The organism is Bacillus sp. IBL03825, from assembly GCF_024712505.1.
Lineage (GTDB): Bacteria > Bacillota > Bacilli > Bacillales > Bacillaceae_G > Bacillus_A > Bacillus_A wiedmannii.
Genome location: NZ_JAMXKE010000004.1, coordinates 31,179 through 58,168 on the forward strand (window position 1 = coordinate 31,179; position 26,990 = coordinate 58,168).

At 35.0% G+C, this 26,990-nt stretch carries 18 protein-coding genes and 9 pseudogenes; 15 read left to right on the forward strand and 12 right to left on the reverse strand.

The genetic code is table 11. From position 1 onward, the window contains the following. Positions 1–17 precede the first annotated feature (17 nt). Complete coding sequence (locus tag NHG49_RS31850; RefSeq protein WP_374987946.1) at positions 18–260, forward strand: DDE-type integrase/transposase/recombinase; 243 nt, start codon at positions 18–20, stop codon at positions 258–260. Positions 261–620: 360 nt separating this feature from the next. Here the strand turns inward: NHG49_RS31850 and NHG49_RS31135 are convergent, their stop codons facing one another. After that, entirely contained in the window at positions 621–2,000 is a 1,380-nt protein-coding gene (locus NHG49_RS31135) for a S8 family peptidase (RefSeq protein WP_258127229.1), read from the reverse strand. 290 nt (positions 2,001–2,290) lie between these two features. Here NHG49_RS31135 and NHG49_RS31140 point away from each other — a divergent pair, with 290 nt between their 5' ends. Beyond that, entirely contained in the window at positions 2,291–2,611 is a 321-nt protein-coding gene (locus NHG49_RS31140; RefSeq protein WP_258127230.1) for a BLB8/JUQZ-1 family protein, read from the forward strand. Positions 2,612–2,805: 194 nt separating this feature from the next. Here NHG49_RS31140 and NHG49_RS31145 read toward each other — a convergent pair. After that, positions 2,806–3,829: pseudogene (locus tag NHG49_RS31145) on the reverse strand (IS110 family transposase); the annotation flags it as partial. Between the two features lie 430 nt (positions 3,830–4,259). On the opposite strand from NHG49_RS31145, the pseudogene NHG49_RS31150 reads away from it, so the two are divergent. From NHG49_RS31150 to NHG49_RS31160, 3 pseudogenes are all read left to right on the forward strand, one after another. Next, positions 4,260–4,843: pseudogene (locus tag NHG49_RS31150) on the forward strand (RNA-guided endonuclease TnpB family protein); the annotation flags it as partial. A 92-nt stretch (positions 4,844–4,935) separates the two neighbouring features. Then, a pseudogene (locus NHG49_RS31155) lies at positions 4,936–5,980 on the forward strand (IS630 family transposase). A 20-nt stretch (positions 5,981–6,000) separates the two neighbouring features. Beyond that, positions 6,001–6,536, forward strand: a pseudogene (locus NHG49_RS31160) (RNA-guided endonuclease TnpB family protein); the annotation flags it as partial. 251 nt (positions 6,537–6,787) lie between these two features. On the opposite strand, the pseudogene NHG49_RS31165 reads toward NHG49_RS31160, so the two are convergent. Together NHG49_RS31165 and NHG49_RS31170 are read right to left on the reverse strand one after the other, a co-directional pair. Next, a pseudogene (locus tag NHG49_RS31165) lies at positions 6,788–7,095 on the reverse strand (transposase); the annotation flags it as partial. Between the two features lie 98 nt (positions 7,096–7,193). Further along, positions 7,194–8,465, reverse strand: a pseudogene (locus NHG49_RS31170) (IS3 family transposase). Between the two features lie 252 nt (positions 8,466–8,717). On the opposite strand from NHG49_RS31170, the gene NHG49_RS31175 reads away from it, so the two are divergent. Beyond that, entirely contained in the window at positions 8,718–10,676 is a 1,959-nt protein-coding gene (locus NHG49_RS31175; protein ID WP_308665829.1) for an exosporium leader peptide-containing protein, read from the forward strand. Between the two features lie 56 nt (positions 10,677–10,732). On the opposite strand, the gene NHG49_RS31180 is transcribed toward NHG49_RS31175, so the two are convergent. The 6 genes from NHG49_RS31180 to NHG49_RS31205 all read right to left on the reverse strand — a co-directional run bounded on the left by NHG49_RS31180 (position 10,733) and on the right by NHG49_RS31205 (position 18,929). Continuing rightward, positions 10,733–12,195, reverse strand: a protein-coding gene (locus NHG49_RS31180) for an IS1182 family transposase (RefSeq protein WP_374987945.1) whose coding sequence is annotated in 2 segments (ribosomal slippage) — positions 10,733–11,634 and positions 11,634–12,195 — 1,464 coding nt in all. Because the reading frame shifts where the segments join, the coding sequence is not laid out codon by codon here. A gap of 701 nt (positions 12,196–12,896) precedes the next feature. Continuing rightward, complete coding sequence (locus NHG49_RS31615) at positions 12,897–14,129, reverse strand: exosporium leader peptide-containing protein (RefSeq protein ID WP_308665832.1); 1,233 nt, start codon at positions 14,127–14,129, stop codon at positions 12,897–12,899. Between the two features lie 727 nt (positions 14,130–14,856). Continuing rightward, positions 14,857–15,294: a DUF4879 domain-containing protein gene (locus NHG49_RS31190; protein ID WP_258127231.1), complete on the reverse strand. Its 438-nt coding sequence runs from the start codon at positions 15,292–15,294 to the stop codon at positions 14,857–14,859. Positions 15,295–16,212: 918 nt separating this feature from the next. Next, positions 16,213–16,392 (reverse strand): hypothetical protein, encoded by a 180-nt coding sequence (locus NHG49_RS31195; protein ID WP_258127232.1) that lies wholly within the window; start codon positions 16,390–16,392, stop codon positions 16,213–16,215. 1,218 nt (positions 16,393–17,610) lie between these two features. Continuing rightward, complete coding sequence (locus tag NHG49_RS31200) at positions 17,611–18,504, reverse strand: helix-turn-helix domain-containing protein (RefSeq protein WP_258127233.1); 894 nt, start codon at positions 18,502–18,504, stop codon at positions 17,611–17,613. 56 nt (positions 18,505–18,560) lie between these two features. Next, on the reverse strand, positions 18,561–18,929 hold the full coding sequence (locus NHG49_RS31205) for a transposase (RefSeq protein ID WP_258127234.1): 369 nt from the start codon (positions 18,927–18,929) through the stop codon (positions 18,561–18,563). 237 nt (positions 18,930–19,166) lie between these two features. Between NHG49_RS31205 and NHG49_RS31210 the strand changes: the two genes are divergently transcribed. The 3 genes from NHG49_RS31210 to NHG49_RS31220 all read left to right on the forward strand — a co-directional run bounded on the left by NHG49_RS31210 (position 19,167) and on the right by NHG49_RS31220 (position 21,186). Next, the gene (locus NHG49_RS31210; RefSeq protein WP_258127235.1) at positions 19,167–20,210 is read left to right on the forward strand and encodes a tyrosine-type recombinase/integrase; all 1,044 of its coding nucleotides are present in this window, start codon (positions 19,167–19,169) and stop codon (positions 20,208–20,210) included. Positions 20,211–20,422: 212 nt separating this feature from the next. Beyond that, on the forward strand, positions 20,423–20,749 hold the full coding sequence (locus NHG49_RS31215; RefSeq protein WP_258127236.1) for a helix-turn-helix domain-containing protein: 327 nt from the start codon (positions 20,423–20,425) through the stop codon (positions 20,747–20,749). 92 nt (positions 20,750–20,841) lie between these two features. Then, the gene (locus NHG49_RS31220; RefSeq protein ID WP_258127239.1) at positions 20,842–21,186 is read left to right on the forward strand and encodes a helix-turn-helix transcriptional regulator; all 345 of its coding nucleotides are present in this window, start codon (positions 20,842–20,844) and stop codon (positions 21,184–21,186) included. A 102-nt stretch (positions 21,187–21,288) separates the two neighbouring features. On the opposite strand, the gene NHG49_RS31225 is transcribed toward NHG49_RS31220, so the two are convergent. Both NHG49_RS31225 and NHG49_RS31230 read right to left on the reverse strand, forming a co-directional pair. Then, on the reverse strand, positions 21,289–21,639 hold the full coding sequence (locus NHG49_RS31225; RefSeq protein WP_258127237.1) for a YolD-like family protein: 351 nt from the start codon (positions 21,637–21,639) through the stop codon (positions 21,289–21,291). After that, positions 21,636–22,791 (reverse strand): annotated as a pseudogene (locus NHG49_RS31230) (DinB/UmuC family translesion DNA polymerase). The gene NHG49_RS31225 and the pseudogene NHG49_RS31230 overlap by 4 nt, the downstream one beginning before the upstream one ends. A 378-nt stretch (positions 22,792–23,169) precedes the next feature. Here NHG49_RS31230 and NHG49_RS31235 point away from each other — a divergent pair. From NHG49_RS31235 to NHG49_RS31260, 6 genes and pseudogenes are all read left to right on the forward strand, one after another. After that, positions 23,170–23,364, forward strand: a complete 195-nt coding sequence (locus tag NHG49_RS31235) for a hypothetical protein (RefSeq protein WP_033710306.1) — start codon at positions 23,170–23,172, stop codon at positions 23,362–23,364. A 247-nt stretch (positions 23,365–23,611) separates the two neighbouring features. Further along, positions 23,612–23,761 (forward strand): annotated as a pseudogene (locus NHG49_RS31240) (HU family DNA-binding protein); the annotation flags it as partial. A gap of 808 nt (positions 23,762–24,569) precedes the next feature. Continuing rightward, complete coding sequence (locus NHG49_RS31245) at positions 24,570–24,839, forward strand: hypothetical protein (RefSeq protein ID WP_258127238.1); 270 nt, start codon at positions 24,570–24,572, stop codon at positions 24,837–24,839. A gap of 520 nt (positions 24,840–25,359) precedes the next feature. Further along, the gene (locus NHG49_RS31250; RefSeq protein WP_258127240.1) at positions 25,360–25,848 is read left to right on the forward strand and encodes a reverse transcriptase domain-containing protein; all 489 of its coding nucleotides are present in this window, start codon (positions 25,360–25,362) and stop codon (positions 25,846–25,848) included. Positions 25,849–26,199: 351 nt separating this feature from the next. Continuing rightward, a complete protein-coding gene (locus tag NHG49_RS31255) occupies positions 26,200–26,397 on the forward strand; it encodes an HNH endonuclease signature motif containing protein (protein ID WP_258127241.1) in 198 nt (65 codons plus the stop codon). 239 nt (positions 26,398–26,636) lie between these two features. Beyond that, a pseudogene (locus NHG49_RS31260) lies at positions 26,637–26,756 on the forward strand (HU family DNA-binding protein); the annotation flags it as partial. Positions 26,757–26,990 lie beyond the last annotated feature (234 nt).

Here is a 26,990-nt window from a genome sequence, read left to right on the forward strand (position 1 = left end):
GAAGAAATAAAATAGGGATAGGTGATATTATCTATATCCTAACTCAAAAGAACACCTTATATCTTGCCGTATTTATAGATAAGTACTCCAGAAAGGTGATTAGTTGGTTCATGGGTTCACAAATGAAAGTTCCTCACGTGATATACACTTATTTACAAACGTATAAGAAAGAACATCCGAAAAATAAGATTGATCATTCTTATAGAATAAAGGTCTCAGTAAACAAGTTGATATTTTTAATCCATACTAAAAAAGTATAGAGCTGTTTCAAGTATCAGTAGAAAAGCAAACCCTTATGACAAAGCATCTATGGAAACTTTTCAAAAAACCATAAAAAGAGAGCTCGTTCAAAGTTCTAAATTTTTAAAAAACGAACAAGCTCGAAAGGAAATATTTAAACATATAGAGTTATACTACAATATTAAAAAATACATTCATCTTTAGATTATCTTTCTCTCCCCAGATTTGGTCACAATTATTCATAATTGTGACCAAATCTAATGTCCATTAAATGTTGACAAGACCAATTTAAGGTACAGTACGAAAATACAATGTGAACAGGTCATAGTCTATCTTTGATCACCATAAAAGTTATAATATTTGGTGATTTTCAATAATAACTACTTTGTTACTGCCTTATATACATTTAAACTCCCCTGCTTTAAAATTTTATTATCCTCTTGTCCATCTACACCATTCTCATAAAGGAATTTAATCGATTCATTTGGTTTATCTTTAAAACCATATTTATCTATAATCAAGGCCAATGTAGCTGACACTTTAGGGGCAGCTACAGAACTTCCAAATCTATAAGAATATCCCCCTCCTACAGTAGTACTTATAATATGCTCTTTCTCAAAAAGTTTATCCTCAATCCAAGTATCTGGTCCACGTTCACTTAATAACCTTAAATCACCACCTGGAGCAGTAATATCTGTAAATCCTTCTCCATAATTAGTAAAAACCGAAATTTCATTTGATGGACCTGAAGAAGAGACAGTAACTACATTAGGTAAACTCGCCGGGATATCCAAAACTTCCCCTTCGAATGCTAGTTCTGTAGAATCTAATTTTAGTTTGAAAAATTCATCCATTTGCTTTTTATCAGTTATATTTAGACCATCATTACCACTAGCAGCAACAGTTATACTACCTTGACTTTTTGCATAATTAATAGCCCTTTTATAACCTTCAATTTCCGCAACATCCCCACTAATTTTCTCCCCATTACGTAGATATGTTCCATCCAATAAATACGTTCCTAAGCTTAAATTTATAACATCAATATCATCTTTTGCAGCTTCTACAATCCCTTTCATTATCCAAATTGATTCGCCTCCCAAGCCTCCAAATACCCTATAAGATTTAATACCGATCCCTGGTGCAACCCCTTTTAGCACTCCATTTGCTGCAATTTGCCCTGCAACGCTTGTACCATGGCCTAATATATCATTAATATTATTAATATCTCCAGCTTCACGGGACTCTGTTCCCCTTAACCCTCCTCTAGGAACCAAATTTTCCGAGCCATAAACTATATTGTTTTTTAAGTCTGGATGTTCTATATCTAAACCAGAATCTATAATTCCTACAGTCACATTCTTTGTTCCTGGGAATATTTCATAACTTTTACCACCATTAGTAATTTTTTTCATATCCCATTGATAATCCCATTTATTATCGCTTAAATTATTACTATTTTGATTTAATATTGATTGCGAATCAATTACTCGTACTGAATTATTAAACGTTTTAATAATAGGGCTATGACCAATTTTTTTCATATCCTTTTCTTTTGCTTTTACCTGTAAAACTCCAATTTCTTGAACCGAGTAGGTAATTTCACCAGCATGTCTATTAATTATCTCCTTAGCCTTTTTATAATCCCTATTATCCTTTAGTACAAGAGTATAATAATGGTCTATATCCCGTTCAGCTTGTACTAGAGTTACTGGCTGTATGGCTAATAGAAATATAAAAATATACTTTAAAAATTTCACAGATTCTCCTCCTTAATGAATAATCTATTAAGATTATATTACAAATAATAAATTATAGTTCAACAATTTATTATTCTTTCGTTAGTTCCAATGAAGCACTTTCCCCAAATACAATTATTAGTTTTCTCATCCCGCAGCTATAAAAAGGCTAACTAAATAATGGTCACAAAGGTTTCATATATGTAAAATTGCATATTATATTTTAATTATTTTTTTGTAATGTATTATCAATATAAGAACTTTAAAAAATATCAAAAAGTTCTTATATTAATACCACTGGAGGGATTCTTATGTTAAAAAAGTTAGTAGTAGGAGCAATAACAACTGGAATTATGTTATCAAGTGCTGGAGGTGTACTAGCAGCTGAAAAGCCATCGATGGAAAAAAATAAAATTTCTAATTTTGTTCAACCAAGAGATACTACTGCCACTTTAGGACTTGATAGTACGTATTATATGACTGGTTCACGCTTTAGCATCCTATATGGAAGCAATGTAGTTTCACTTTCCGGAAATAAGGTTACAACTATTGGCGAAGGGACAGCTCAGGTAGCAGCATACAAAGCTAATGGCGATTTAAATGGTGTATATACATTCGTTGTAAAACGATAAACTTATACCCCACCTAGGCTAACGTTTAAAGGTGGGGTTTCCCCCCTAGATATGAAAGCCTACGATTTTTGGTTGATTAGGCTGCCCCGAGTGAACCGAGAGATCTAATTATATTTATGTTAATAAGAAAATGCTTTCGTTTCTAATATTGATAGCTCCACTCCAATTTCCATTAGAAGCGCATCTACCAATCACACAAATTTTCTTGCAGTTAGAACGAGGGCACGTTTGTGTTGATGTTTTGGTACTTCATTATATTTTTTTACGTAATACTCTTAGTAATCTGATACATGCCTTATTACTTAGTTGGCGTCTTCAACTAAGTAATAGCGTAAATAGTAATTACCCTTACGAGATAATGGAGTATCATCAGCAATAATTCCGGCAGCGTATACAGGATCCACTTCAGGAATGGATTCAAGTGTTTGTATTAATTCATCCATAATTCTCTTAATAGATTTTTCTAATTCTTTAATTTGCTGTTGAAACGTACGAATGAATGCGATTAATGTGCCTAAAATTACATCTATGGAATCTTCTACAACCTTATCTAAACGATAAGATGCTTTCACCGCTTTTTGAATGGACGATGCTACGCACTTTGAATCACTACAGCGGTTTCTGCCTTTCTCCTGTAGGAACTCAGCGAATTCTTCTAAAGGCATATTGGCGAGCTCCTCTAAACTAAATTTTCCAAGTAATAGTTCCATCATAGCGTTACCAAATATAGAAGAATCCACTTCTTGTGAAAATGTATTACATTTAAAACTTAGATGTTGAAGAAAGTGCTGTTTTTCTTTCGTTAACATTTTGACGAGTTGATAGCGCGATTTTGTTAGTTGCTGCAGTGCCACATATTGGCTCTCCTTTTACAATGGACATTTGATTACGTTCAAATCGTAAGTAAACAGCAATGACCAAAGTATCAATCTCATCCGTTTTATTCCTGTCGGGGTAGCTTTTCTTAAAGTTTGCCATTTGCTTTGGGCTTAGGAGAAATACCTTTGTTCCAAAACTATTAACAGATGTCGATTCTTATCCAATTTTGATGTTCTCGACCTTTTCATCAATTACACGACTCAATAATCGTTCTTTAAGTACCCTAACTCCAGGCAGGTCATTGTTGAACGAAAAAGAATCCAGTTTTTCTCCTTCACCATTTAAAAAACAAACTTTTATATCAAATGAACTTACATCTAAACCAACAAATAATCTCATGTAAGAGACCTCCTTTCTATTTAGAATCATTTCTTGAACGTCTCGAGATATCTCTACTAGTGTGTACGCCGACCAACAACCTCGTGTATAAGAGCTCGTCCTGAATCGAAAGCCGCCCTAGAGCTACTATCATCTAGGTTCGAGGGTCAGGCTGCTCAGCCTGCGAGTAGGGAGTTCCGCACGTTCACTAAGAAACACTCTAAAAATGTGGTAAATTCACAGGTGGGAATAGAATTGTCTCAAATGATCCTAAAATCATTATCTAGAAATATTCTGAGACATCCAAGTATTATTTGTAGGCCTTTTATTAGCAAGAAAGTCTTGGGTTAAAAGAAGACTTAAATATAATATATGAGATGAATGTCAGTAGGCGTAAGCCTACTTATTTTGTATACTATGAAGAAGAACGCTAGAAAGTGAGGTGCAATCAATATTAATAAATAAAGCATATACATTTCGGATCTACCCGAATAAAATACAAGAAATCTTAATTGTCAAAACGATTGGTTGTAGTCGATTTGTATTCAATCGCTTCCTTACTATGTGGAACAGTACATACAAAGAAACAGGGAAAGGATTAACCTATCATTCTTGCTCTGCCGAGCTTACGCAATTAAAAAAGAAGAATGACACGATATGGTTAAAAGAAGTAGACAGTATTGCACTTCAATCCACATTGAAAAATCTGGTAGATGCTTTTTCAAGAAACAGAACAATCTTCCACGATTTAAGTCAAAACGAAATAACATCCAATCTTACACAACAAAACAAACAAATGGAAATATTGCTGTAATAGAAAATAAGATCAAACTACCTAAATTCGGACTGGTGAAGTTTGTAAAGAGCCGTGAGGTAACAGGACGTATTCTAAATGCTATCTTTAGACGGAATCCAAGTGATAAATACTTTTTATCTTTGCTAGTTGAGACAAAAGTAAAAGAATTACCGAAAACAGGATCTTCTGTTGGAATTAATATGGTATTAAAGGATTTTGCTATTCTTTCAAATGGAACTATATAGAACGCATTAAATGATTTTGAATAGTTTTGTCGAATTCTATAAAGTATTCCACTATAGAATGGACGGATGGATTTATGAAACGAGCTATGGAGTACGATCAGTTAGAAATACGTATACATGAATTAGAAAAAGTTATGAAAAAAGAAAAAAATCGTCGTTTATATGAACGTTACCAAGCAATTATATTGCATCTAAGAGGATATACAAATATAAAAATCGCTGAAATTATTGGTCGTTCTAACTTAACAATTGGAACCTATATAAAACGATATCAAGCAGCCGGAATTGCTGGTCTCGAAATATCTTATTCTCCAGGCGCACCGCGCCGGTTGACACCTGAACAAGAAGAACGTATATATGAGGTCGTTGTTCACCACACCCCAGCAGAATTAGGACTCAAATCAGAAATGAACTGGACAGCACCTTTACTTCGCGAGTGGATATATCGAGAATGGAACATTATATACAAAGATAGAGCCGTATTAAATATTCTACATCGTCTTGGTTTCAGCCATACGAGACCAACTTATACACTAGAAAAAGCAGATGAGCAGAAGCAACAAGCATTTCTTGAAACGTTCAAAACATATAAAAAAACTCGAAAATGGGGAAATTGACACCATTTTATTTCAAGATGAATCCACAATTCGTGACTATGTAGCCGTTGGCTACTCTTGGTTTTGTAAAGGAAAACAACGAAAAACCCCTACCTACGGAGCCCATCAAAGTGTGAAATTATTAGGCGTTCTGGATTATGAAAAGGGAAACACCCTATGCATGGAGGAAGAACGTTTTGATGCGAAAGTATTTTTATCTTTTCTTCAACAAGTACTTATGCAATATCTCGAAGGGAAAATTGTTATGATACTGGATAATGCTAGAATTCATCACGCAAAGCTCATCCAACCTTTTTTAGAGAAATATGCCTCTAGATTAGAGCTGGTGTTTCTACCCCCATATAGCCCCAATTTGAACCCAATTGAAGGCCTGTGGAAATGGCTCAAATCATCTATTATTTATAATGTATTCTATACATCTGTTGCTGAAATTCGTAAAGCTGTACGAGAGTTTATCCAAAAAGTAAATCAGCAGCCTCAACAGGTAATTGATCGACTCTGTCTTATTTTATAATTCTTTAATACTTTCTATATACATACAAAAAACCTAAATTCTTTCGTACATTAGAAAATAAGTTAGCGGAAGCTCAACGCATCCTTTCCAGAAGAGCGAAAGATTCTTCGAAATGGAATAAACAACGTGTGAAATTGGCACGAGTCTATGAACATATTAGTAATGCGAGAAAAGATTACTTGGATAAAATCTCTACCGAAATCAAAAAAATAACATGATGTAATTGGGATTGAGGACCTACAAGTAAGCACTTTGCTAAAAAAACGGGAAATTTACCAAAGCAATCAGTGAAGTATCTTGGTCACAATTTCGAGATATGTTGGAATACAAGGTAAAATGGTACAGGAAACAAGTTGTAGTTGTCTCAAAAACATTTGCTTCTAGTCAGCTATGTTCAAGTTGTGGTTACCAAAATAAAAACGTTAAAAATCTAAATCTTCGTGAATGGGATTGCCCTTCTTGTGGCACACATCACGATAGAGATATTAACGAAGGAATGAATCTTAAAAACGAAGCGATTCGTCTCTTAACCGTAGGGACTACGGGAATAGCCTAACCGCTAGGTTTCCGTACTTAGGAATCTCCCACTTCAAACAGTCCTTTAGGACGTTAAGTGGTGAGTAGTTCAAGCTATTTCTTTAATAAGATTAATTTCTTTATTTAACCCCGTCCTATACAAATAAGGATGATATGTTATATCTTTTTTTGAACTATTACTATGAATTAATGCATTTCTTGTTTTATATACTCTATTTGCCATCAGCTTTAAAATTTTATCATTTTCGTAATTCCAATTAATAACATCTTCTCGTTTAATACCTGTTCATGAATTAAAGGAGAATTCCTTCTTCACAAAACCAAGCGTCTACACGTGAAAAAATAAAGATATGAGGAACAACAGATAAACCACAAAACTCACGAAAAAAAGGATATTCATATGGAAAATAAGTTCATTTCCGTAAGGAATCAATTTGAAATACAGTCTTCAGAAACAAATATTTTAACAATGCTTTTCTACAGATTGGTGGTCGACCTATCTTAAGAGGAACGCCTCCAATTATTAAACTGACTACATCGGCAAATAAAATATATAAGATGGATTCAGTTTTGAATATTTATGGATTTTGCAACCCCCAAGTACTATAGCCTTTTTTGTGATTGAATATAGACTATAGTCTATATTTTACATATATCTTGTTAAAATACATCCTTATCAAAGGTTATATTCAAAGTAATCTGTACCCTTTGTAAAGAACATTTTGAAAAAAGTTAGGCAACATATTTTTTTATAATTCCATTTATATCTATAATAATTATAATACGTCATATATAACTTAATTTCTTGTTTCAACTTCGCAAGGTTTTATATGTGCTTCATCTTTCAGATGACCAAAAAACGATTCTTGCGGGACGTTATCCCAACAGTTTTCTCTTCTTGATATAGATTGCTTTTCGACTAATTTTTAGTGGGCAGGACTTGTGTAGTGGACTCTTTGATCTCACTGAATGTATGCATCTTCAGTCAATCGAATCCTCTTATTCCTTTTTAGTTTATGGAGGGTTATCGTTACGAGGTCTAATGTCATCTGTTCTGGAGCATGGTAAGCTAAAATCCCATTGGTGGGGCCATCTAAAATTGCAGACAAATAAGCCTTTTTATTTTCACTGTAAACTGAATAAGTGATATCTGTAAGAAGCGTTTTTCCTCGGATGTTTTGTTTGAATTCTCGATTTAATCGATTCGGTACTACTCGATGTTCTTTTGTCGCTTTCAGCATTCTTTTATAAGGATTCGATTGACTGAACCGGACAGACAATCTCATATTACTTCATGACCCTACGGATACGCTTTAAATTGTAGAAAACTTGAAACTGACCCGCCAATTTCATTTTTATTTGACAAGCCTCTTTCTTTCAATTTCTAAATCGAAGTACTTTTAATTTGATTTCTTTCACGATTTCATCTTGATTGCTCTGTTGTTTCCGTTGTTCTTGAGATGAAACGGAAAATAATTATAGTATCCCGAACGGGATACACCAGCTACTTTGCACAAGTGACTCACCATATTTCTTAAATTGTATTTTATGATGACAGAACGAATCAAGATATATTTCTGATTAGGTGGTAATGTTATTTTCTTCTCATCCTTCCTTCCATAAGTTTGATTTTTTAACAATTCATCTTCCACCTTTAGTAAATTCCGTTCGTCTTCTAAACGGACATACTTCTCTTCTAACGTATGCTCTCTCAAGAGTTCTTCCAGTGTTTTCAGTACGTGTATCTCGCAAACCAAATACACCATTTTTTCTATAAGCAGCACGCCATCTACTTCCTGATGACATAACTCGTTTTATTCCAATCACATCTATATCAAAACCACATTCTTCAAAAATATTTCGAGATACCTTTCTGACTTACAGATTTGACGTATGGGTTACTTGATAAAAGTTGAATGTCTCTTTCTGTAAATAGCCTTTTTGTCATTTTGAACCTTCTCCAATCCCAAAGTCCCTCTTATTATACAAGAAATACTCTATAGAATAGACTTTTTTCAATGTCTATTCTATAGGGTACATTTTAGACTTTACCATTTCTTTTTTCTTTAATAGCAGGTGAATATATGTCACTCCTATTCTATGTGTTATGATTCGAAAAAATAACAGAATTATTTTATTATTCTCATGCATTTATTATAAAGAATAATTATTTTTAAATGGAAAAATTGGAGGGAAATATATGTCATGTGAAAAAGATAAAAATCAATTTAATTCAAATGAAATTTTGTTTACACCTGCTTTAGACCCTAGTTTAATAGGACCTACTTTCCCACCACTTTCATCTATTACGCTGCCTACTGGACCCACTGGATTAGATGGTAACACCGGTCCTACTGGTTCCACTGGATTAGATGGTAACATCGGTCCTACTGGACCCACTGGATTAGATGGTAACATCGGCCCTACTGGACCCACTGGATTAGATGGTAACACCGGTCCTACTGGACCCACTGGATTAGATGGTAACATCGGTCCTACTGGACCCACTGGATTAGATGGTAACATCGGTCCTACTGGACCCACTGGATTAGATGGTAACATCGGTCCTACTGGACCCACTGGATTAGATGGTAACATCGGCCCTACTGGACCCACTGGATTAGATGGTAACATCGGTCCTACTGGACCCACTGGATTAGATGGTAACACCGGTCCTACTGGTTCCACTGGATTAGATGGTAACATCGGTCCTACTGGACCCACTGGATTAGATGGTAACATCGGCCCTACTGGACCCACTGGATTAGATGGTAACACCGGTCCTACTGGACCCACTGGATTAGATGGTAACATCGGTCCTACTGGACCCACTGGATTAGATGGTAACATCGGCCCTACTGGACCCACTGGATTAGATGGTAACACCGGTCCTACTGGACCCACTGGATTAGATGGTAACATCGGTCCTACTGGACCCACTGGATTAGATGGTAACATCGGTCCTACTGGACCCACTGGATTAGATGGTAACATCGGTCCTACTGGACCTGGTAACACCGGTCCTACTGGTTCCACTGGATTAGATGGTAACATCGGCCCTACTGGACCCACTGGATTAGATGGTAACACCGGTCCTACTGGACCCACTGGATTAGATGGTAACATCGGTCCTACTGGACCCACTGGATTAGATGGTAACATCGGTCCTACTGGACCCACTGGATTAGATGGTAACACCGGTCCTACTGGTTCCACTGGATTAGATGGTAACATCGGTCCTACTGGACCCACTGGATTAGATGGTAACATCGGTCCTACTGGACCCACTGGATTAGATGGTAACATCGGCCCTACTGGTTCCACTGGATTAGATGGTAACATCGGCCCTACTGGACCCACTGGATTAGATGGTAACACCGGTCCTACTGGACCCACTGGATTAGATGGTAACATCGGTCCTACTGGACCCACTGGATTAGATGGTAACATCGGTCCTACTGGACCCACTGGATTAGATGGTAACACCGGTCCTACTGGACCCACTGGATTAGATGGTAACACCGGTCCTACTGGACCCACTGGATTAGATGGTAACATCGGTCCTACTGGACCCACTGGATTAGATGGTAACATCGGCCCTACTGGTTCCACTGGATTAGATGGTAACACCGGTCCTACTGGACCCACTGGATTAGATGGTAACACCGGCCCTACTGGTTCCACTGGATTAGATGGTAACATCGGTCCTACTGGACCCACTGGATTAGATGGTAACACCGGTCCTACTGGGCCTCTGTCTACAGCGAATAATGCACGTATTACACGTGATCCTTTAAATAATTCTGTTGTTGTTGCAGATGGTGATCCTATTATATTCACAGTTTCCTTGACGATAAATGGAACCGATATTTCTTTTACTGGTCCCTCTCCAGATATCAATCTTAGCGGAGGACATACGTATTTTATTTCTTACGAAACAAGTGCAACGATACCAACCAATGGTCAAGTTATCGTAGATTTAGGTACGATTACTGGTGCCCGGAGTCAGTTCTCGCAACAAACAGTTGCATCAATTGTTACATTGAGTTCTAGCGCAATCTTTAATGCTGGTGGGGATATAACAATAAATTTAATTAATAACTCTGGTGCGAGTGTCACTTTTTTAAATCCTATAGTGAATATCATCGAATTATCGTAAAACAATCATTAATAACTGCAACTAAAATAAAAGAAGTATCTATTGAATATAGATATTCAGAGTGTTGGGAAACCCTTTAGGGTTCCCAACACTCTGCAATCCTTTTTAATTTTAGTGAATGAAAACAATATAAAATAATAAATTTTAGAAAAATAGCCCTCCACCAGAACCTTTTTGGTTAGGTGAAGGGCTATTTTTTTCATATTTTGACAAGCTGCAGTGAGGTAAGCTTGCATTTGGACAAACTTCAACCCTCGAAACCGAGCATATCGATAGCCATGTAGTTCTATGGCATCCGCAAAGCTTCGCTCTATAGTTGAACAGCGCACTTTATACAGCCTTTTCCCTGTAGCTGTTAGTTTGTTTTTTCTAGCGATATCTTTATATTTTTCCCATATATGATGAGTGATAACTTTTTGTTTTTGTTTTTTTGAAAAGCATACCTCACGTAGCGGACAAACAGCGCAGTCTTCTGGATTTGATTTATATTGACGATATCCTTCGCGATCCGTTGTCGTATATTCTAAAATACATCCCATCGGACAAGCAAATACATTCATTTCTTTTACATATTTAAATTGGCTTTTCGGAACGTCTTTATTTCGCTTTCCAAATCGGCGATACCCCATCACCATAAATATATTCTGTTCTGATAGTTTCTTACAGATATAACCTGTAAAATAGCCTGCATCAAGAGCTACAGCTTCAACTTTGAATCCAAATTTATTAATTTGAGCTTGTAGACGTGCTAAATACGGCTCGGAATCTGCCCTATTTCCAGCCGTTATATAGATATCTGTAATAATATTATATTTCGCATCAGTCGTACGATGATCTAAGAAATGAAAATCGTTCGGTTTTCCATCCCTCATTAAAAATCCACTATCTGGATCCGTTGTACTAATACGAGTTTTTTTAGTAGGGGTATCACTTTCCTTTCTAGGTTTTAATTCTTTTTTCCATGTACCTCACGATCTTCGATTACCGCAGCTTCTAGTTCATCTATATAGAACTTTGCCTTTTCTTTTTTATATTTATGTACAAATTTATTTTTATTAGCATTCGCCTTAATGTGTGTAGAATCTGTCATCAACGCACGTCCTCCCAACATTCGTTGCTCTGTCGCTTGACTCACAATTTCATCAAAAATTTCTTCGAAAATATTCGTATGAATGAAACGAGTACGGCGATTCCAACTGATTGTAGAATGATCTGGAATTGTATCTGATAGAGAAAAACCTAGAAACCAACGGTAGGCAATATTCGTTTTAATCTCCTTTTCCAATTGGCGCTCTGAACGAATACCATAAAAATATCCGATAAACATCATCTTAAATAAAACGATAGGGTGAATTGACGGACGACCATTGTTTTTACAGTAATAAGGGCGTAACTTTTCCTCAATAAAATCAAAACTAATTGTCGCTTCAATCGCACGAAGGAAATGGTCTTGCGGAACTAATTCTTCTACAGAAACGGATACACGCTCATCACGATGATTTTTTAAAGCACCCATCATAAAAAATCTCTCCTTTACCTCTTTTTTATCAGTGTTGACACATAAAAAGAGGTTCAGACACAAAAACAGGCTGTGGAGAAGACTTTCTCCACAGCCTGGAAATCCGTCTTCTTGGAAGACGGATTTCTTTATTCATTCAAGTTTGAATATTTATGAATTTTGCAACACCCTCACAAGTTACTTATCATTGTAGAAATTAGATATTTACCTATTAATTAAGAGGATGCAAAACAACGCATTCAATTAATTGATAAACGTTATAAAAAGTAGTACCATCTTAAGCACTAATATTAATTCCAAATCATGAGACGAAGTGTTTCAAAATCTTTAGCTCGTTAGTATCGAACTAAAGGTCATTTAAGTAAAAAAATGAGTGATTTTATACATTCTTAACAAGGGAAATTGTACATGTTTAGATTAATATTTACAATTAGTCTACACTGATTACGGATTATTTTTGTTTTTAATATATTTTCACTGTACTATTGAAAAAACTTAAGAAAAAATATGATTTGAAAATAACCACAAATCATAGGCACAATATGTTGCATATGCCATACACTTTTAAACTTAAATGAGATTTGAATCTCCATCACATTCATTTGTTTTTAGTATATAAACTTATAATAGAATTCATGACTTACAATATCTATATTCAATAGATACTTCTTTTATTTTAGTTGCAGTTATTAATGATTGTTTTACGATAATTCGATGATATTCACTATAGGATTTAAAAAAGTGACACTCGCACCAGAGTTATTAATTAAATTTATTGTTATATCCCCACCAGCATTAAAGATTGCGCTAGAACTCAATGTAACAATTGATGCAACTGTTTGTTGCGAGAACTGACTCCGGGCACCAGTAATCGTACCTAAATCTACGATAACTTGACCATTGGTTGGTATCGTTGCACTTGTTTCGTAAGAAATAAAATACGTATGTCCTCCGCTAAGATTGATATCTGGAGAGGGACCAGTAAAAGAAATATCGGTTCCATTTATCGTAAAACCAGTTGTGAATATAATAGAATCACCATCTGCAACAACAACGGAATCATTTGCAGGATCACGACCAATACGTGCATTATTCGCTGTAGACAGGGGCCCCGTTGACCCTGTAGGTCCTGTAATTCCATTTAACCCAGTAGATCCCGTTGGCCCTGTAGGTCCTGTAACTCCACTTAATCCAGTAGACCCCGTTGACCCTGTAGGTCCTGTAATCCCATTTAACCCAGTAGATCCCGTTGGCCCTGTAGGTCCTGTAACTCCACTTAATCCAGTAGACCCCGTTGACCCTGTAGGTCCTGTAATCCCATTTAACCCAGTAGATCCCGTTGGCCCTGTAGGTCCTGTAACTCCACTTAATCCAGTAGACCCCGTTGACCCTGTAGGTCCTGTAATCCCATTTAACCCAGTAGATCCCGTTGGCCCTGTAGGTCCTGTAACTCCACTTAATCCAGTAGACCCCGTTGGCCCTGTAGGTCCTGTAATTCCATTTAACCCAGTAGATCCCGTTGACCCTGTAGGTCCTGTAACTCCACTTAATCCAGTAGACCCCGTTGGCCCTGTAGGTCCTGTAATTCCATTTAACCCAGTAGATCCCGTTGGCCCTGTAGGTCCTGTAACTCCACTTAATCCAGTAGACCCCGTTGGCCCTGTAGGTCCTGTAATTCCATTTAACCCAGTAGATCCCGTTGGCCCTGTAGGTCCTGTAACTCCACTTAATCCAGTAGACCCCGTTGGCCCTGTAGGTCCTGTAATTCCATTTAACCCAGTAGATCCCGTTGGCCCTGTAGGTCCTGTAATTCCATTTGGTAACGTAAGAGATGGAATCGGCGGGAAAGTAGGCCCTATTAAACTAGGGTCTAAAGTAGGTGCAAACAAAATTTCATTTGAATCAAATTGGCTTTTATCTTTTTCACATGACATATAGCTTCCTCCAATCTATCCTTTAAAAATAATTTCCCCTTATAATAAATGCATAAAGTTAATAAAATGATTATGCATTTATTATTATATGAAAAATATTTTTTTTGCCCCCTAATTGCTGGATAGGAGATGCTACAATAAATTGGACACTAAGTTAAATGAAAAAGGTGATTCAGTTTATGGGTAGGAAAGTCTATGATTGTCAATTTAAAATGACCTTAATCCAATGAGTTTTGGAAGAGAATATATTTGTGAAAGAGGTTGTAAAAGAATTATCTATCCATTCGATTATTCTTTATCGTTGGATAATTGAAAATGAAGAATATAGGAATAGTACTTTTTGGAGCAGTGGAAACGCAACCACAATCACATTGGAATACTCGTTCATAAATAGTGGATTCCTCTTTTATTGTACTAAGATTAAATAATGATTTCGTGAAATCATTATCAATTTTGATTTAAAAGTTCATAATTTATAAAGAATATATCATACTATTTGTAAAGTAGCTTTGGGTAGATAATATTCCATTTCAGTTCTTATAAAAGCGGCGAATCATAAACCATTTGAATTCCCTCACTTGTCTGGTAAATCATTTTAAAATGATAAATAACGCCTTGCTTCTACCTTTGCTTAAAATATAACTGCTTTGTGCTTTTGCAGACACAAAAAGAACGATTCACCACCTTTGAGATGATAAATCGCTCTTTTTATTACCCTACTTATCCCTTATCTAATATTTAAAGACGTAGACAGTGTATTCCACGGAGCATTTGTAGATCTATTTTTATATTGGAATTGGCCACCAGATTGATAAACCGATGCATCCCATTTATACTCCCACCCATCAATTGTACGATCACCGTTCACATCTATTGGGGTTGAGCCTACTTTCTTAAGGAATCCTCCATTCATTTGTGCGCCTGGATTAGATCCATAACCCATATCTCTAGTATAAACGTATAAATAACTACCACCATGGTGTTGAGATGTACTAAGACTATTTGAGTTAATAAATTCTACTCCTCCGAACTGTGATTCAACTTTTACTATTTTCACAGAAGTAAGTGGTGGCGCTGGAGCTGCTGATGCTTCCGACGAAAAACCTAATCCAACTGCTGATGCTATTGCTAATGAAGTTACTCCTAAAACAAGCTTTTTAAACATATTTCCATCTCCTTATTTGTATTTAACACCTAAACAGTAACATGTATCAAAGGTTTTATATATAAATATAAAATTAATTAACAAATAATACTTATTCATATATATAATTTTACATATTTATTGACATAATCAACATTATTAATCTATAAGGTCCTCTTTTCAAATTGTTTGTAGTTGCATAGTACCCAACAGGTAGTAATGAGAATAATTGAATTTCCACACAAAAATATATACATTTCTATAGTAGAATATTTTTATATAACTTACAGATTTCGCGATATAGGAAATCCCCTACCGTACTTTAGTCCGGATTTAAGCACGGGATGAAACAATCGCTTTTTCATAAAAAAATAATTGTTTTTTGAGTATAATTTAACTTTAGATAAGAACAAGTCTTTAAAACGCCTATTTGTTCCTTGAAAACAAGATATCATATGGAGTTTGATAGATTCACGCTATCGATAAAATGATATGTGCATCAAGAACAAGATACTAAAACATTTGAACACGCGACTAGCTGTATGGTCTGGTCATGGTACCGTAGCTCACGAACCTATACGGTCTGTCGTGAGAGTGGTGATGGCACACCGCACTCTTGCACGTCAGCGATACCAGAAATGGACTTCGCCTTTGACAGCAAGAATTCAACTGACGTTAGTCAGCTTGCCTCTTTAGGAGTGAGGGTGTCAATCTATGAAAATCGAATTAGACAAGCAATTTGGGAACCCCTGTTATGCAACTATAAATAAATTTCTTAATTCGTTGCACGTCAGAAAAACCCCCACTTTAAAACTCTTATTTTGTTAATATATAGTATAGATGGTTCCGATTCCTTTTATTTTTTGATTAGTGTCTTTGAATAAAATAAGATAATACAAAAAACTCAATGACATAAAGAAAATGAATGTAAATTAATATTCAAAAATTATTTTCGTATCTATCCTTTTCTAGCCAAGCAATAGAAACTTCCTTTTCACCAATTATTTCAAACTGAATTTCTCCATTATTTTCATAGACCCGTTCAATAATTGGTATTGTAATCATTTTATCTTTGTTTATTTTACACTTTCGGACTAGTTCTAAGTCAATAATATTCATGATACAATCCCCTTTTCTGTATGTAAGACAGAAAAAAAGCACCCAAATGAGTACTTTTTATCTTAAATCACCATTTTACTTTTGAGCTCTCGCTCTATACCTATTTTACCATATTTATTTATAAATTTACTTGATAAAGTTATTTTATCCTAATTTATCACCATTCAAAAAACACTTATCAGGGATATAGTTTTTAAGAAAAGCTTTCGGGAAGCGCTTGTTGTTCGAATATCTCAAAAATAATCATTTTTGAGATTTGTATCTTTGAAAAAGCAGAATCATATTGTAATTTTCTCAACAAGGAAGTTTCCAATTAAAATACATTAAATAGTTATGTATAAATACTTCATTTCTTTTAGGAAATGCATAATAAACAAAATGGGATAGAAATAAATAAAAATATCACTTAAAATGAAAATATTTGAGAGAACATATGGTCATATTAAAAATCAGGTAGTTACAAATATTACATTTTCCCCATAATTTTCTATGCACCCTAAAACACCTCTCCATTTAGAAAATTTTAACTCTGGGGACAAGATATTAAAAAAATTAGGTTTTCAAAAAAACTATTCCATTGAAGATTAAAGATATTATTATAAAAATAGATTCTACAAAAGATATCAGTAAACATAATTAAATTTTCCAGGAAAACTTTAGAAAAATTGATTGCTGCATTCATGTAGCTCTGTACTTTGAATTTATCAACTATGTCTTTTAAAAATTGTTGTCGTTTTCGTAGTATAGATGGATCATTTTGAGTATTAAAATCGCAAACGAAAATTCCCATGCTATTATGCAATTGTACTACTATTTTATTATGTTTCCACTCTCTTAAATAGCAAATCCTTACGGCCTCAACCATTTTCTAATATTTTAGTGTAGGAATTAAACCGAACATTAGTTTACTATAATTTAATTATGTATACTGATGGATACGCGCTTTTGTATTTTAAATTCATTTAATTTAAAAGTTATTCTATATATTCAGAATTTGTAGCGAAGAGGGAACACTGCTTTTAAAAATACAATTTGCAATTTAATTTAACTACTTCAAAAAACGGGCTCTCAGATTGAATTGTATGAGGGTTCTATTTTGAAGTTAATGTCATTTTACCCAAGAAGAAGTTATCCTTAATACAGGGCTAATAAAACCCTTAAAAAGAAATCGGCTATAAATAGCCGATTTTGTTGAGGTATTTTCACGCAATATATCCGTTAATCACTCAATTTTTCACTTAAAATTTCTTCTAACACTTTTTTGTATCCCTTATACCCTTTTTCTTTGGCCATGTGTTTCGCATTCTCAATTATTTCAGATTTTAGATACAAACTGACATGCTCTTTATTATTTGTAAAATATATTATATCTTTCTTCTTTTGCAAGTTACCACTTATCAAACAAGTATTAAGCACTCTAAATATATGAGCATCATAAGGGATATTTCCTAGTTTGCACTTCATCAAGTACCCTTCATTTTTTTTAGAAACAAGAACATTTGAGGCACCTAAATGAGATATTATATACAACATGACGTCATAAGCTGTATATAATGGGAATAAGAAAGTAACATCCCCAGGTTTGGTAATTCTCGTAGCCTGAATACATTTTTGAGAAAAATGATTTGATGAAACATCTTCCGGAATTGTCATATATTCATTCTGTAGATTAATCCCACTCCGTTTCGTTACATCTATTACTCTTACAGGTTGTTCATCTAATGTAACGGCGTCAAACAATAGAAGATTTTTAGTATGCAATGGGATATGATCATACATTCTTTGGCTTTCCTTATTCACATTATCCATACTTCTTTTAAATTCTTTTAAATCCTCTATATGATAGAGCTTTTCTCTTCGTTTACCTTTCAATACTTCTTTAAATGGTAAGGCCCCTTCTTTTGCCATGTTTGATACATATGTTTTTGATTTCTGTAAATATGTAGCCGCCTCTTTTAAAGTATATAGATCTTTATAAATTTCAAGTATTCTCCTTGCGTCTTCCTCGTGGAATCTATATCCTCCATCTGCTTTCCAACTTATTAAATTAGCTGGCTCAATTTGCTTATGTTTAATTAAATAACTCAATTGTCCCTTACTTAACTTTGCCATTGTGCAAAGTTCTTCAAAAGATATGTAATTCAAGGTTCCACCTCATATATCATGAATTATTCCATTTTAGTCTGCAGCATCGTTTGTTTCATCCGTTTTCTCAGTTCGTACTTTGTTATTCCTAATTCCGCTATTATAACCTCAATCGGATATTCTTTGTACTGCAAATACACACTTGGATTGTCCATATATTTTTGTTTTATTGTATTAAATGTACCTTGTTTTGATAATTTATTCAATCGTTCTCCTCTCTCTCTTATTTCTTTATACACCGGACAGCCCTCACATAATTTATTATTTCTTGTTTTTTTCTTTTGGTTTTTTTCAGATGCAACTTCTTTTGAAGTATATAAAGGACATTCGATACAATGCTTCACTTCTAAATAGGATATTTCATTGATAATGGCTCTTCGTTCATCTTCCACAAGTACTCCTCCTTTATCTTATGAATAAAAAAGAAAACTCAAATAAAATAAAAAGGTATGCTATTTTGATTATACGATCTAACGGAAATTATTTCATCTATATATAAAATAATTAGTTATGTTGTTTTGTTTTATACCACAATAAATAATCTATTTATTGTGGTATAATTAGAATCATAAAAATTTATATAAAAATATTTATTTAATATTTCATTCCATAAAAGGTTGTGTTTAGATTTGAATATTATAAATTACGAACATAGTAACCAAATTGTAAAATCAAAATCAGATTTTTTTGATAGCAGTCATTTTGAAAAAATTATGGGTTTGGGTATCCGTAATATTGACTACTCTCAATTAAGTGAAGAATCATTAGTTTATTTATTTTTACACGACGAGCCTTCTTTAACGAAAAAAAGAAGTGAGCGAACAAAACAACAGTATCTGCACGATCTTTCTCATTTTCTTCGTTATATAAAAGAAACAATCGGAACCATCCAGGAGTTATCCCATAATGAGATGGAAATCTACTTCTATGAATTAAGTAAGAAATATGCTGCCACTACATTACGTCGAAAGAAAACAGTGGTTCAGCAGTTTTTAAAATATGTTTATGATAACGATGGACTCTCAGACGACTTTAGTAGTCGTCTCAAAAAAGTATCTGTAAAAAAAGAAGAGCTAGTCAACCGTGACCTGTTTCCGGAAGAAGTGAATGAAATTCTAGATACACTGAAGAAAACAAATTTCTTTATGTATTCCTTGTTTTTCCTCCTTACGACTACTGGACTTCGGATTGAGGAAGTTGCAAACTCAAAATGGGCTGACCTTGCATTTCATCCTTCTTTAAATCTCTATCTCCTACGTGTAGTTGGAAAAGGAAATAAAACTAGAGAAGTCCGTATATTTGAGGATGTACTCGATGATATTTGTCATCTTCGCCAATTGCGTAAACAAACAAGTGAATTGGACGCCTCTAGCATATCTGCTTTTCTACCTAAAGCGGATGGATCTCACTATAGGGCCGACTACTTATCAAAATATGTAGCAGAAAAAATTGTAGAAATAAACTTACCATTTCTACGTTATCGAAAAGATAGAATTACTCCCCATACCTGCAGGCACTTCTTTGCAAATCATTTGATGGGAAAAGGTGTCGAGCTTAAGAAAATACGTGACTATTTAGGACATGAATCTATTATGACGACGGAACGTTATTTAAGGGAACGTACAAGACGTCAAAACTTGGCCACAATAGATATAGGAAATTCATTATTTTAGTAAGTATATATAATAGGAAGAATCTCGATTTAATGTATCGATTTTTTCCTATTTTTTTGTTCATAGAACTCTAAATCTTTCTCTTTCATCATAACATTCTGACTATTTATTACAAGTAAATTAAAAAAATGACTTATTATAAGTCATAAGGGTACATTTTACCTTTTCTGTTTTACACTAACCTTATAAATCAGAAAGGAAAAGGTGATGATATGTCTCATCTAAGCAAACGACTTGCTGAATTGCGAAAAAAACAAGGATACACCCAATCCGATATATCACATCGCCTAAATATTGCCCGCACTACTTATGCCAATTGGGAATATGGGAAAGCTGATCCTGATGCAGATTCGATAATGCGGATTGCAGAGCTGCACAATATCTCCATTGATGAATTGTTTGGAAGAAATAATCCTCTAGAAAGTAAATTAGAATCCATTAAAGTAGCACTTGCAGATTTACCTGCTGAAAAACAACAAGAAGCGTTAGATATTCTTATCGATTATACATATTTCATTAAAAAACACTTTACCAAATGAAATTAACCAAATGCAAATAACACCTTATGTATTATACGGTAGTAAAGCGACTGTTTGTAGTAGTTGAAATTCTTAAATTTTATACTATAGTTATGATAAATTTTGGTGAAGTATTAAAAAGACTAAGAAAATCTAGAGATCTTACGCAAGAACAGCTAGCTGAACAATTGAATTTAACTCGAAGCCAGATTAAGAATTGGGAAACCAATCGATACGAGCCTGATATTAGTACAATAATTCTTTTAGCGTTCTATTTTAATGTATCGGTAAATATGTTAATTGGTTATCAAACAGATTTTGAAGACGAACCAATTAAGGATTTGATTTCGACAACACAGGCTACCTATGCAAGTCTGGATGAACAGCAGCGTGAGCGTTTTTGTAAACAGGTTGAACAATTTGTATTAATGATTGATTCTAATAGGGACATTTTCTAATGTACTAACATTGCAAAAAACTTACCATTCTATGGTGGTAAAAATGTGTTTAAAATCCATGAAAAGGTATGTGTTTGGATAGTCCAACCATACCTTTTTTCATTATTTGTGAATGCTACACTCTACAATATCAACTAAGTACAATGAATTGTTAAAACCAAATGCATCAGTAACAACTAATGTCTTATTTATTGCATCTAACTTATGAATGCTTACAATTTTATATAGTATAATTCCATCTTTATAATGCCAGAGATCAACTTCTTCTTTTGTCTGTATGGCTTGTATTAACACTTGATTTATTTCTTCAGATTTTTGTAAATCTAATATTGGTTTGGATACTTTTGTTTGATCATGAATTAATTTATGTAGACCTGCAAACTGTTCCGGCATACTAGAAAATGGTGCCCATTTCTCAATGCCACGTCCTCGTGGAATACGTGTCTCTTTCATGCTTTGTGGCCTCCTACAAGTGTATTTCTGTATTTAATCGTTGAATGTGGTGTGTAAGATATAGCCCGTAAAATGCTATTTTTACCGAAACGAGTTCGAATTTCGTCTAAAGCCCGTGTTAATTTAATTTGTTGTTCTCTCTTCTTTACATCATCAAATATAGAAATTTGTTCCTCACCTTCACTTACTAAGTTAGTCAGAGAAATACTGATACTTCTAATAGGTTCGCCTGTATGCAACTGCATCAAATGTTTTAGACATATATGATAGATATCCATTGTCATACAAGTTGGCCGCTCAAATGTTACGCTTCTTCTAAAACCACCACCATATGAACGACTGTAACCTATTGAGAATTGAACGGTTCGAGCGAGTTTATGTTTCATTCTCATACGGTAGCAAACCTCTTCTATCTGTTCTAGCAGAATTACTGGTATCTCTTCAATTTTATAATCTCGCATTAGAATTTGACTCTTCCCAATGGAAGTAGATTTTGGTTTGTATGTATCCGTAATACGGCTAAAGTCAATTCCATGGCTATGGAGATGTAAATCGGTTCCGATAACCCCGAATTCCTGCTGCAAATATTTTAAAGGATAATGAGCTAAGTCACCTATTGTATGTATTCCCTTCCTATTTAACTTTGCTTCTGTTTTTGTCGATATTCCCCAGAACTTACTTAGTGGACGTATTGGCCAAATTTTTGTGGGGACATCACTATAATCCCACTCCGCTATTAGATCTGGACTATGTTTAGCAGTCACATCAAGCGCTATCTTTGCCATGAGCATGTTTTTTCCTATTCCAACTGCTGCGGATATTCCCCTTGTTTTTCTATATATTTCGTGCTGCAGTTTTACAGCAAATTCTCTGGGACTATCAGCAAAAAGAGGTAGTATGTTGTCAGTCTGTATAAAGCACTCATCGATGCTGTATTGAAAATAAAATTCAGGGGGAACGTACTGTAATATAATCTTTGCTATATAGTTTGAACACCGTATGTATGTATCCATTTGCGGATTTACAACTATTACATCTGGTATTTTATCTTAGTGGATCATAACCTAATTTCACGCAAGAAACCGATGCGAAAAAAGAAACAAGGTCTAGGCAAAATACTGTATCGTTTGGGCAAAGTGAATAGTCATCCACTTTATTATCCCCCTCTATAGAACGTTTGTTCTTATTATATTCCTACTCAACCCGAATATTCAACCTATTTTACGAAAATACGTTCGTTTTTTGCTAGATTTTAATTTAAAATTGTTATAAATCATATTTCTTAAAAATTTTTATAGATAAATATGGTAAAATGAATGTGATTTGAAAGATAGCTGATATATTTGTAATTGTAAGAAGAAGTGGATGTTATTAAAATTAAGATGGTTCAAGTTGGAGAAAAGACACTCAAAGGAGAGTGTCTTTTCTTTGTGGCATCAATACTTGTTTTTTGTATTAAGCTCGATATGGTAAAATGCTAACTATATAAACTCTTTTGAACGAATATATGAAGGGTGGTTGGCTTTGAAAATGACAAAGGGAGACGCTATATTGCGTTTGTTGACGGAAATTAAATTAGAGCTGAAAGAAACAAAAGAGGCAATAGAAAAAGTAGAAGAGCGATTGGATAAGATAGAGAAACAAACCCTTCCTCAAAAAACGTCTAATTCTACTCCAAAAGCAGGAACAGAAAAAGATTGGAAATATCCTTCTAAAATGAAATGAGTTTGGAAGGATATTATTAAATTTAGAATATGCAGCAACAAACATATACTCTGAAACACCGTTTTATATTTATTAATATAAATATAAAAAATGTTAACTGTATGCTGAGATTAGTTTCCTTGGTACTACTATCACACAGAATTGCCCCTAGCTCTTGCTAGGGCTTTTTCTATATATCTTATTTACATCAGAAACGTAGGTACGTTATAATAATCTCTTATTACATTCAAAGAGGTGCAAAAAATGAATAAAAACCGAATTAACAAAAATGGTAGCAGAAAAAGCAGAACTTACACAAAAAGATGCAGCTGCAGCAACACAAGCTGTATTAGATGCTATAACAAATGCTCTTGCAAATGAAGAGAAAGTACAGATTATTGGTTTTGGTACATTTGAAGGTGCGGGCTGTTGCTCAATAACTAGTGCTGCCTAAACGTCACTCATGACAATCAGGTGGTAGGACGCAAGTCCGAAAACTAGGAAATGAAGCGGGATTCAACCTGAATCCTAACTGCACCAATCTTATGGGTGAATGAAAATACACCCCTTATCCAATATCACAACCAGGATAAGAGTCTGATACTCCTACGTGCAACGAGGTGATAGCACACCAGATTGTGCGGAGCTAGGTAAAGTCGTAATCCACGTTGCGTGTGGCTCTTCTATTATAAGAAGACCTCAGGTCTTGAGGACGTAACAATGATGCGGGACTCCACAACTAAATATGGCTAGGAGACGAACCCTTGCGTGAAGCGTCCGATAGTTCCACCTCCCCTTGTCACAAAGGGGATACAGAGTAGGTGTGATGAAATTCTCTTCAATAATTTCATCATCCAAATCCTTAAATGGATTTGGAATTTGAGAACAATTCGTGGTATTAAACTCAAATCAGACCTAACGGCGTAAAGAGGGAGCCTAAGTTTAGTTTATAAGGAAAGATAGTGCGGAACAGTCGAGAGCAAGTAATCACAGGAGGTATGCTATTACCAATGAAGGTGATGAAAGCAGTCAGTGTCCCATAGTAGTGTTGATGGTAATGCCATTAGTAATATAGAAGTAATTCTATATGAAGGATATAAACATACCGGAGCAAAGGGGGACTAGTCGGTGTTAGAATATAGCGAAAATCGACGTACGACAATACGAGGGCAAGTCCGAGTCAAACAGCTAACCTATCAGTAACTACTATTAATAGGAGTGATGATATGGGGTTCAAAGGTCGTACAATCGCAGGCGAAAGAGATTTATTAGGATTCCAAGATAAAATGTATCAGGTGGCTTTAGAAGGAAAACCCATCTACAATCTAACCGAGTTCATGAAATCCGAACCAGTTATCGATAAAGCCATACATAACATCAAATCCAATCGCGGCTCTCAAACCGCAGGAATAGATGGGACAACCATCAATGACTATCTCCAAATGGATAGAAAACCAACTTATCAACCTAATACAATCTCAAATCGACAACTATAATCCAAGCACGGTAAGAAGAACCTAAATTCCTAAAGGAAATACAGGAAAACTCAGACCACTAGGGATTCCGGTCATAGTTGATAGAATTATTCAAGAGATATCAAGAATGGCTATCGATGCCTTATTGCGAGGCTAAGTCTATCCTCACAGTTATGGTTTCAGACCATACAGAAGTATCAGAAACACGCAATCGCTAGAATAGTTCAGAATATCAACTCGAAAGCCTATATAGCCATCGAAGGGTGATATCAAGGGTTATTTTGACAACATCAACCATAATAAGCTACTCGCGATATTGTGGGAAAGGGGATAAAAGACAAGCAATTCCTCCTTCCTCAATCAGGAAAATGTTAAATCTAAAATCCATGACAATGGAAACATATTCAGCTCAGACAAAGGCACACCACAGGGTGGTATTATCAGCCCTTTGTTAGCAAATGTTTACCTAAATAACTTCGACTGGATGGTCAGTGATTTATGGAATCGCATTCGGCAGTGACCACTTATGCTGCTACACGAAATGGTAAAACGGTTGAGGAAAAGAATTACCATTCCTTCGAAAGAATCTGTTGCCAAACACTACAAGACGAATCTTGTAAGGTACGCGGATGATTGGATAATCCTAACGGAGACAAAAGAGTGTGCAGAAAAACTTCTCACGAAGTTACGAAAGTATATGAAACACCAACTCTCCCTTGAACTATCGGAAGAAAAGACGGTCATCACGGATTGTCGTGAGGAACCTTTACACTTCCTTGGATTCCGAATCAAAGCCGAACCGAAGCGTTTGGATGGTAAGATTGTCGCAAAAGTCTATCCTGACTGGAAGAAAATACTGCCCAAGGTTAGCGAAATAAGTAAAGATATTTCCCAATTACGGAGGACCAAACACCTCAAACATAGAGTCACTAAGATTGAACTAATCAACTCTAAAATAATTGGACTGTCTAACTATTACAGTATTGCTGTCCAAACGGACAATTTCCAAAATCGACCACATACTGTTTAAGTCAACTTACGGGAGTTTCAAAAAACTCTATGGTAAGAACCATACTAAACAGATTTACAAATGTTGTGAACTTACAAATAGGCCGTAAGGCACGATAGTACAACTCCAAAACGTATGCTGAAACTTATCAGGATACTATCGTGGGTATACAAAATGTGCAATCACAAAGATTGAATACGCTAGATTGTTTAATCCAGCGTGGCTACCTTACACCCCTTCGGGACGAGACCTTTGGCACGATGCTCATAACAAAAGGCTAAAAGTTACATCTCGAAGACATATGGGTTAACTATGAAAAAATTAAACCTATATGCTAACCACAACAATCACAAGCACAACTTTGAGTACTTTATGAACAGACCGTATGCCATAAAGCGTGATAAAGCCAAATGCTCCGTATGTAAATCATTTGTTTATCCTGAATCGGTGGAAGTCCACCACAAGAAACCTAAATTACCTTTAGAATTAGTAAACAAAGTGTCTAACTTAACAACGCTTTGTCTTCGATGCCACAAATATGTCATAATAATGTACAAGTTATGGAACTAAATTCCTAGCCAGTGCAAAAAGGTCAACAAATTAAGAAAAGAATTAACAATGACTGTATAGGTATAGTTGTAAAAAAATGTGCGACGAGAAGTATCTATAATGCCCGTACAAAGGTGACGATGTACAGGGTAAACATTTGTATCTACATCGATGGAACGCCGTATGCGCTGAAAGGCGCACGTACGGTGTGAAGTGGGGGAAAACGTGGAGTTGCATAAACAAAACGTTACCTATCACTATTGCGTGAAAGATCTGCACGTACAGGACGTAATCCACAAACAGGTGAAGAAATGCAAATTGCTGCATCTAAAGCACCTGCATTTAAAGCCGGAAAAGAATTAAAAGAAGCAGTGAAATAATTATACATAGTGAAAAGGAATCTGATATTAATATCAGGTCCTTTTTTTTAGTCTTTTTATACTTGCTTATCGTGTCTGTTTAACCAGGCTTTAGAAACTTTTCGTTCTCCAGATACTTCAATCTTAACCTCGCCATCTTCTTTGTATATCGTTCAATGATTGGTATCGTCACCACTTGTTTTTCTTTTGTTTTCGAAAATCATCCAAGTTGATAATAGTCATGTTGCACTCTCC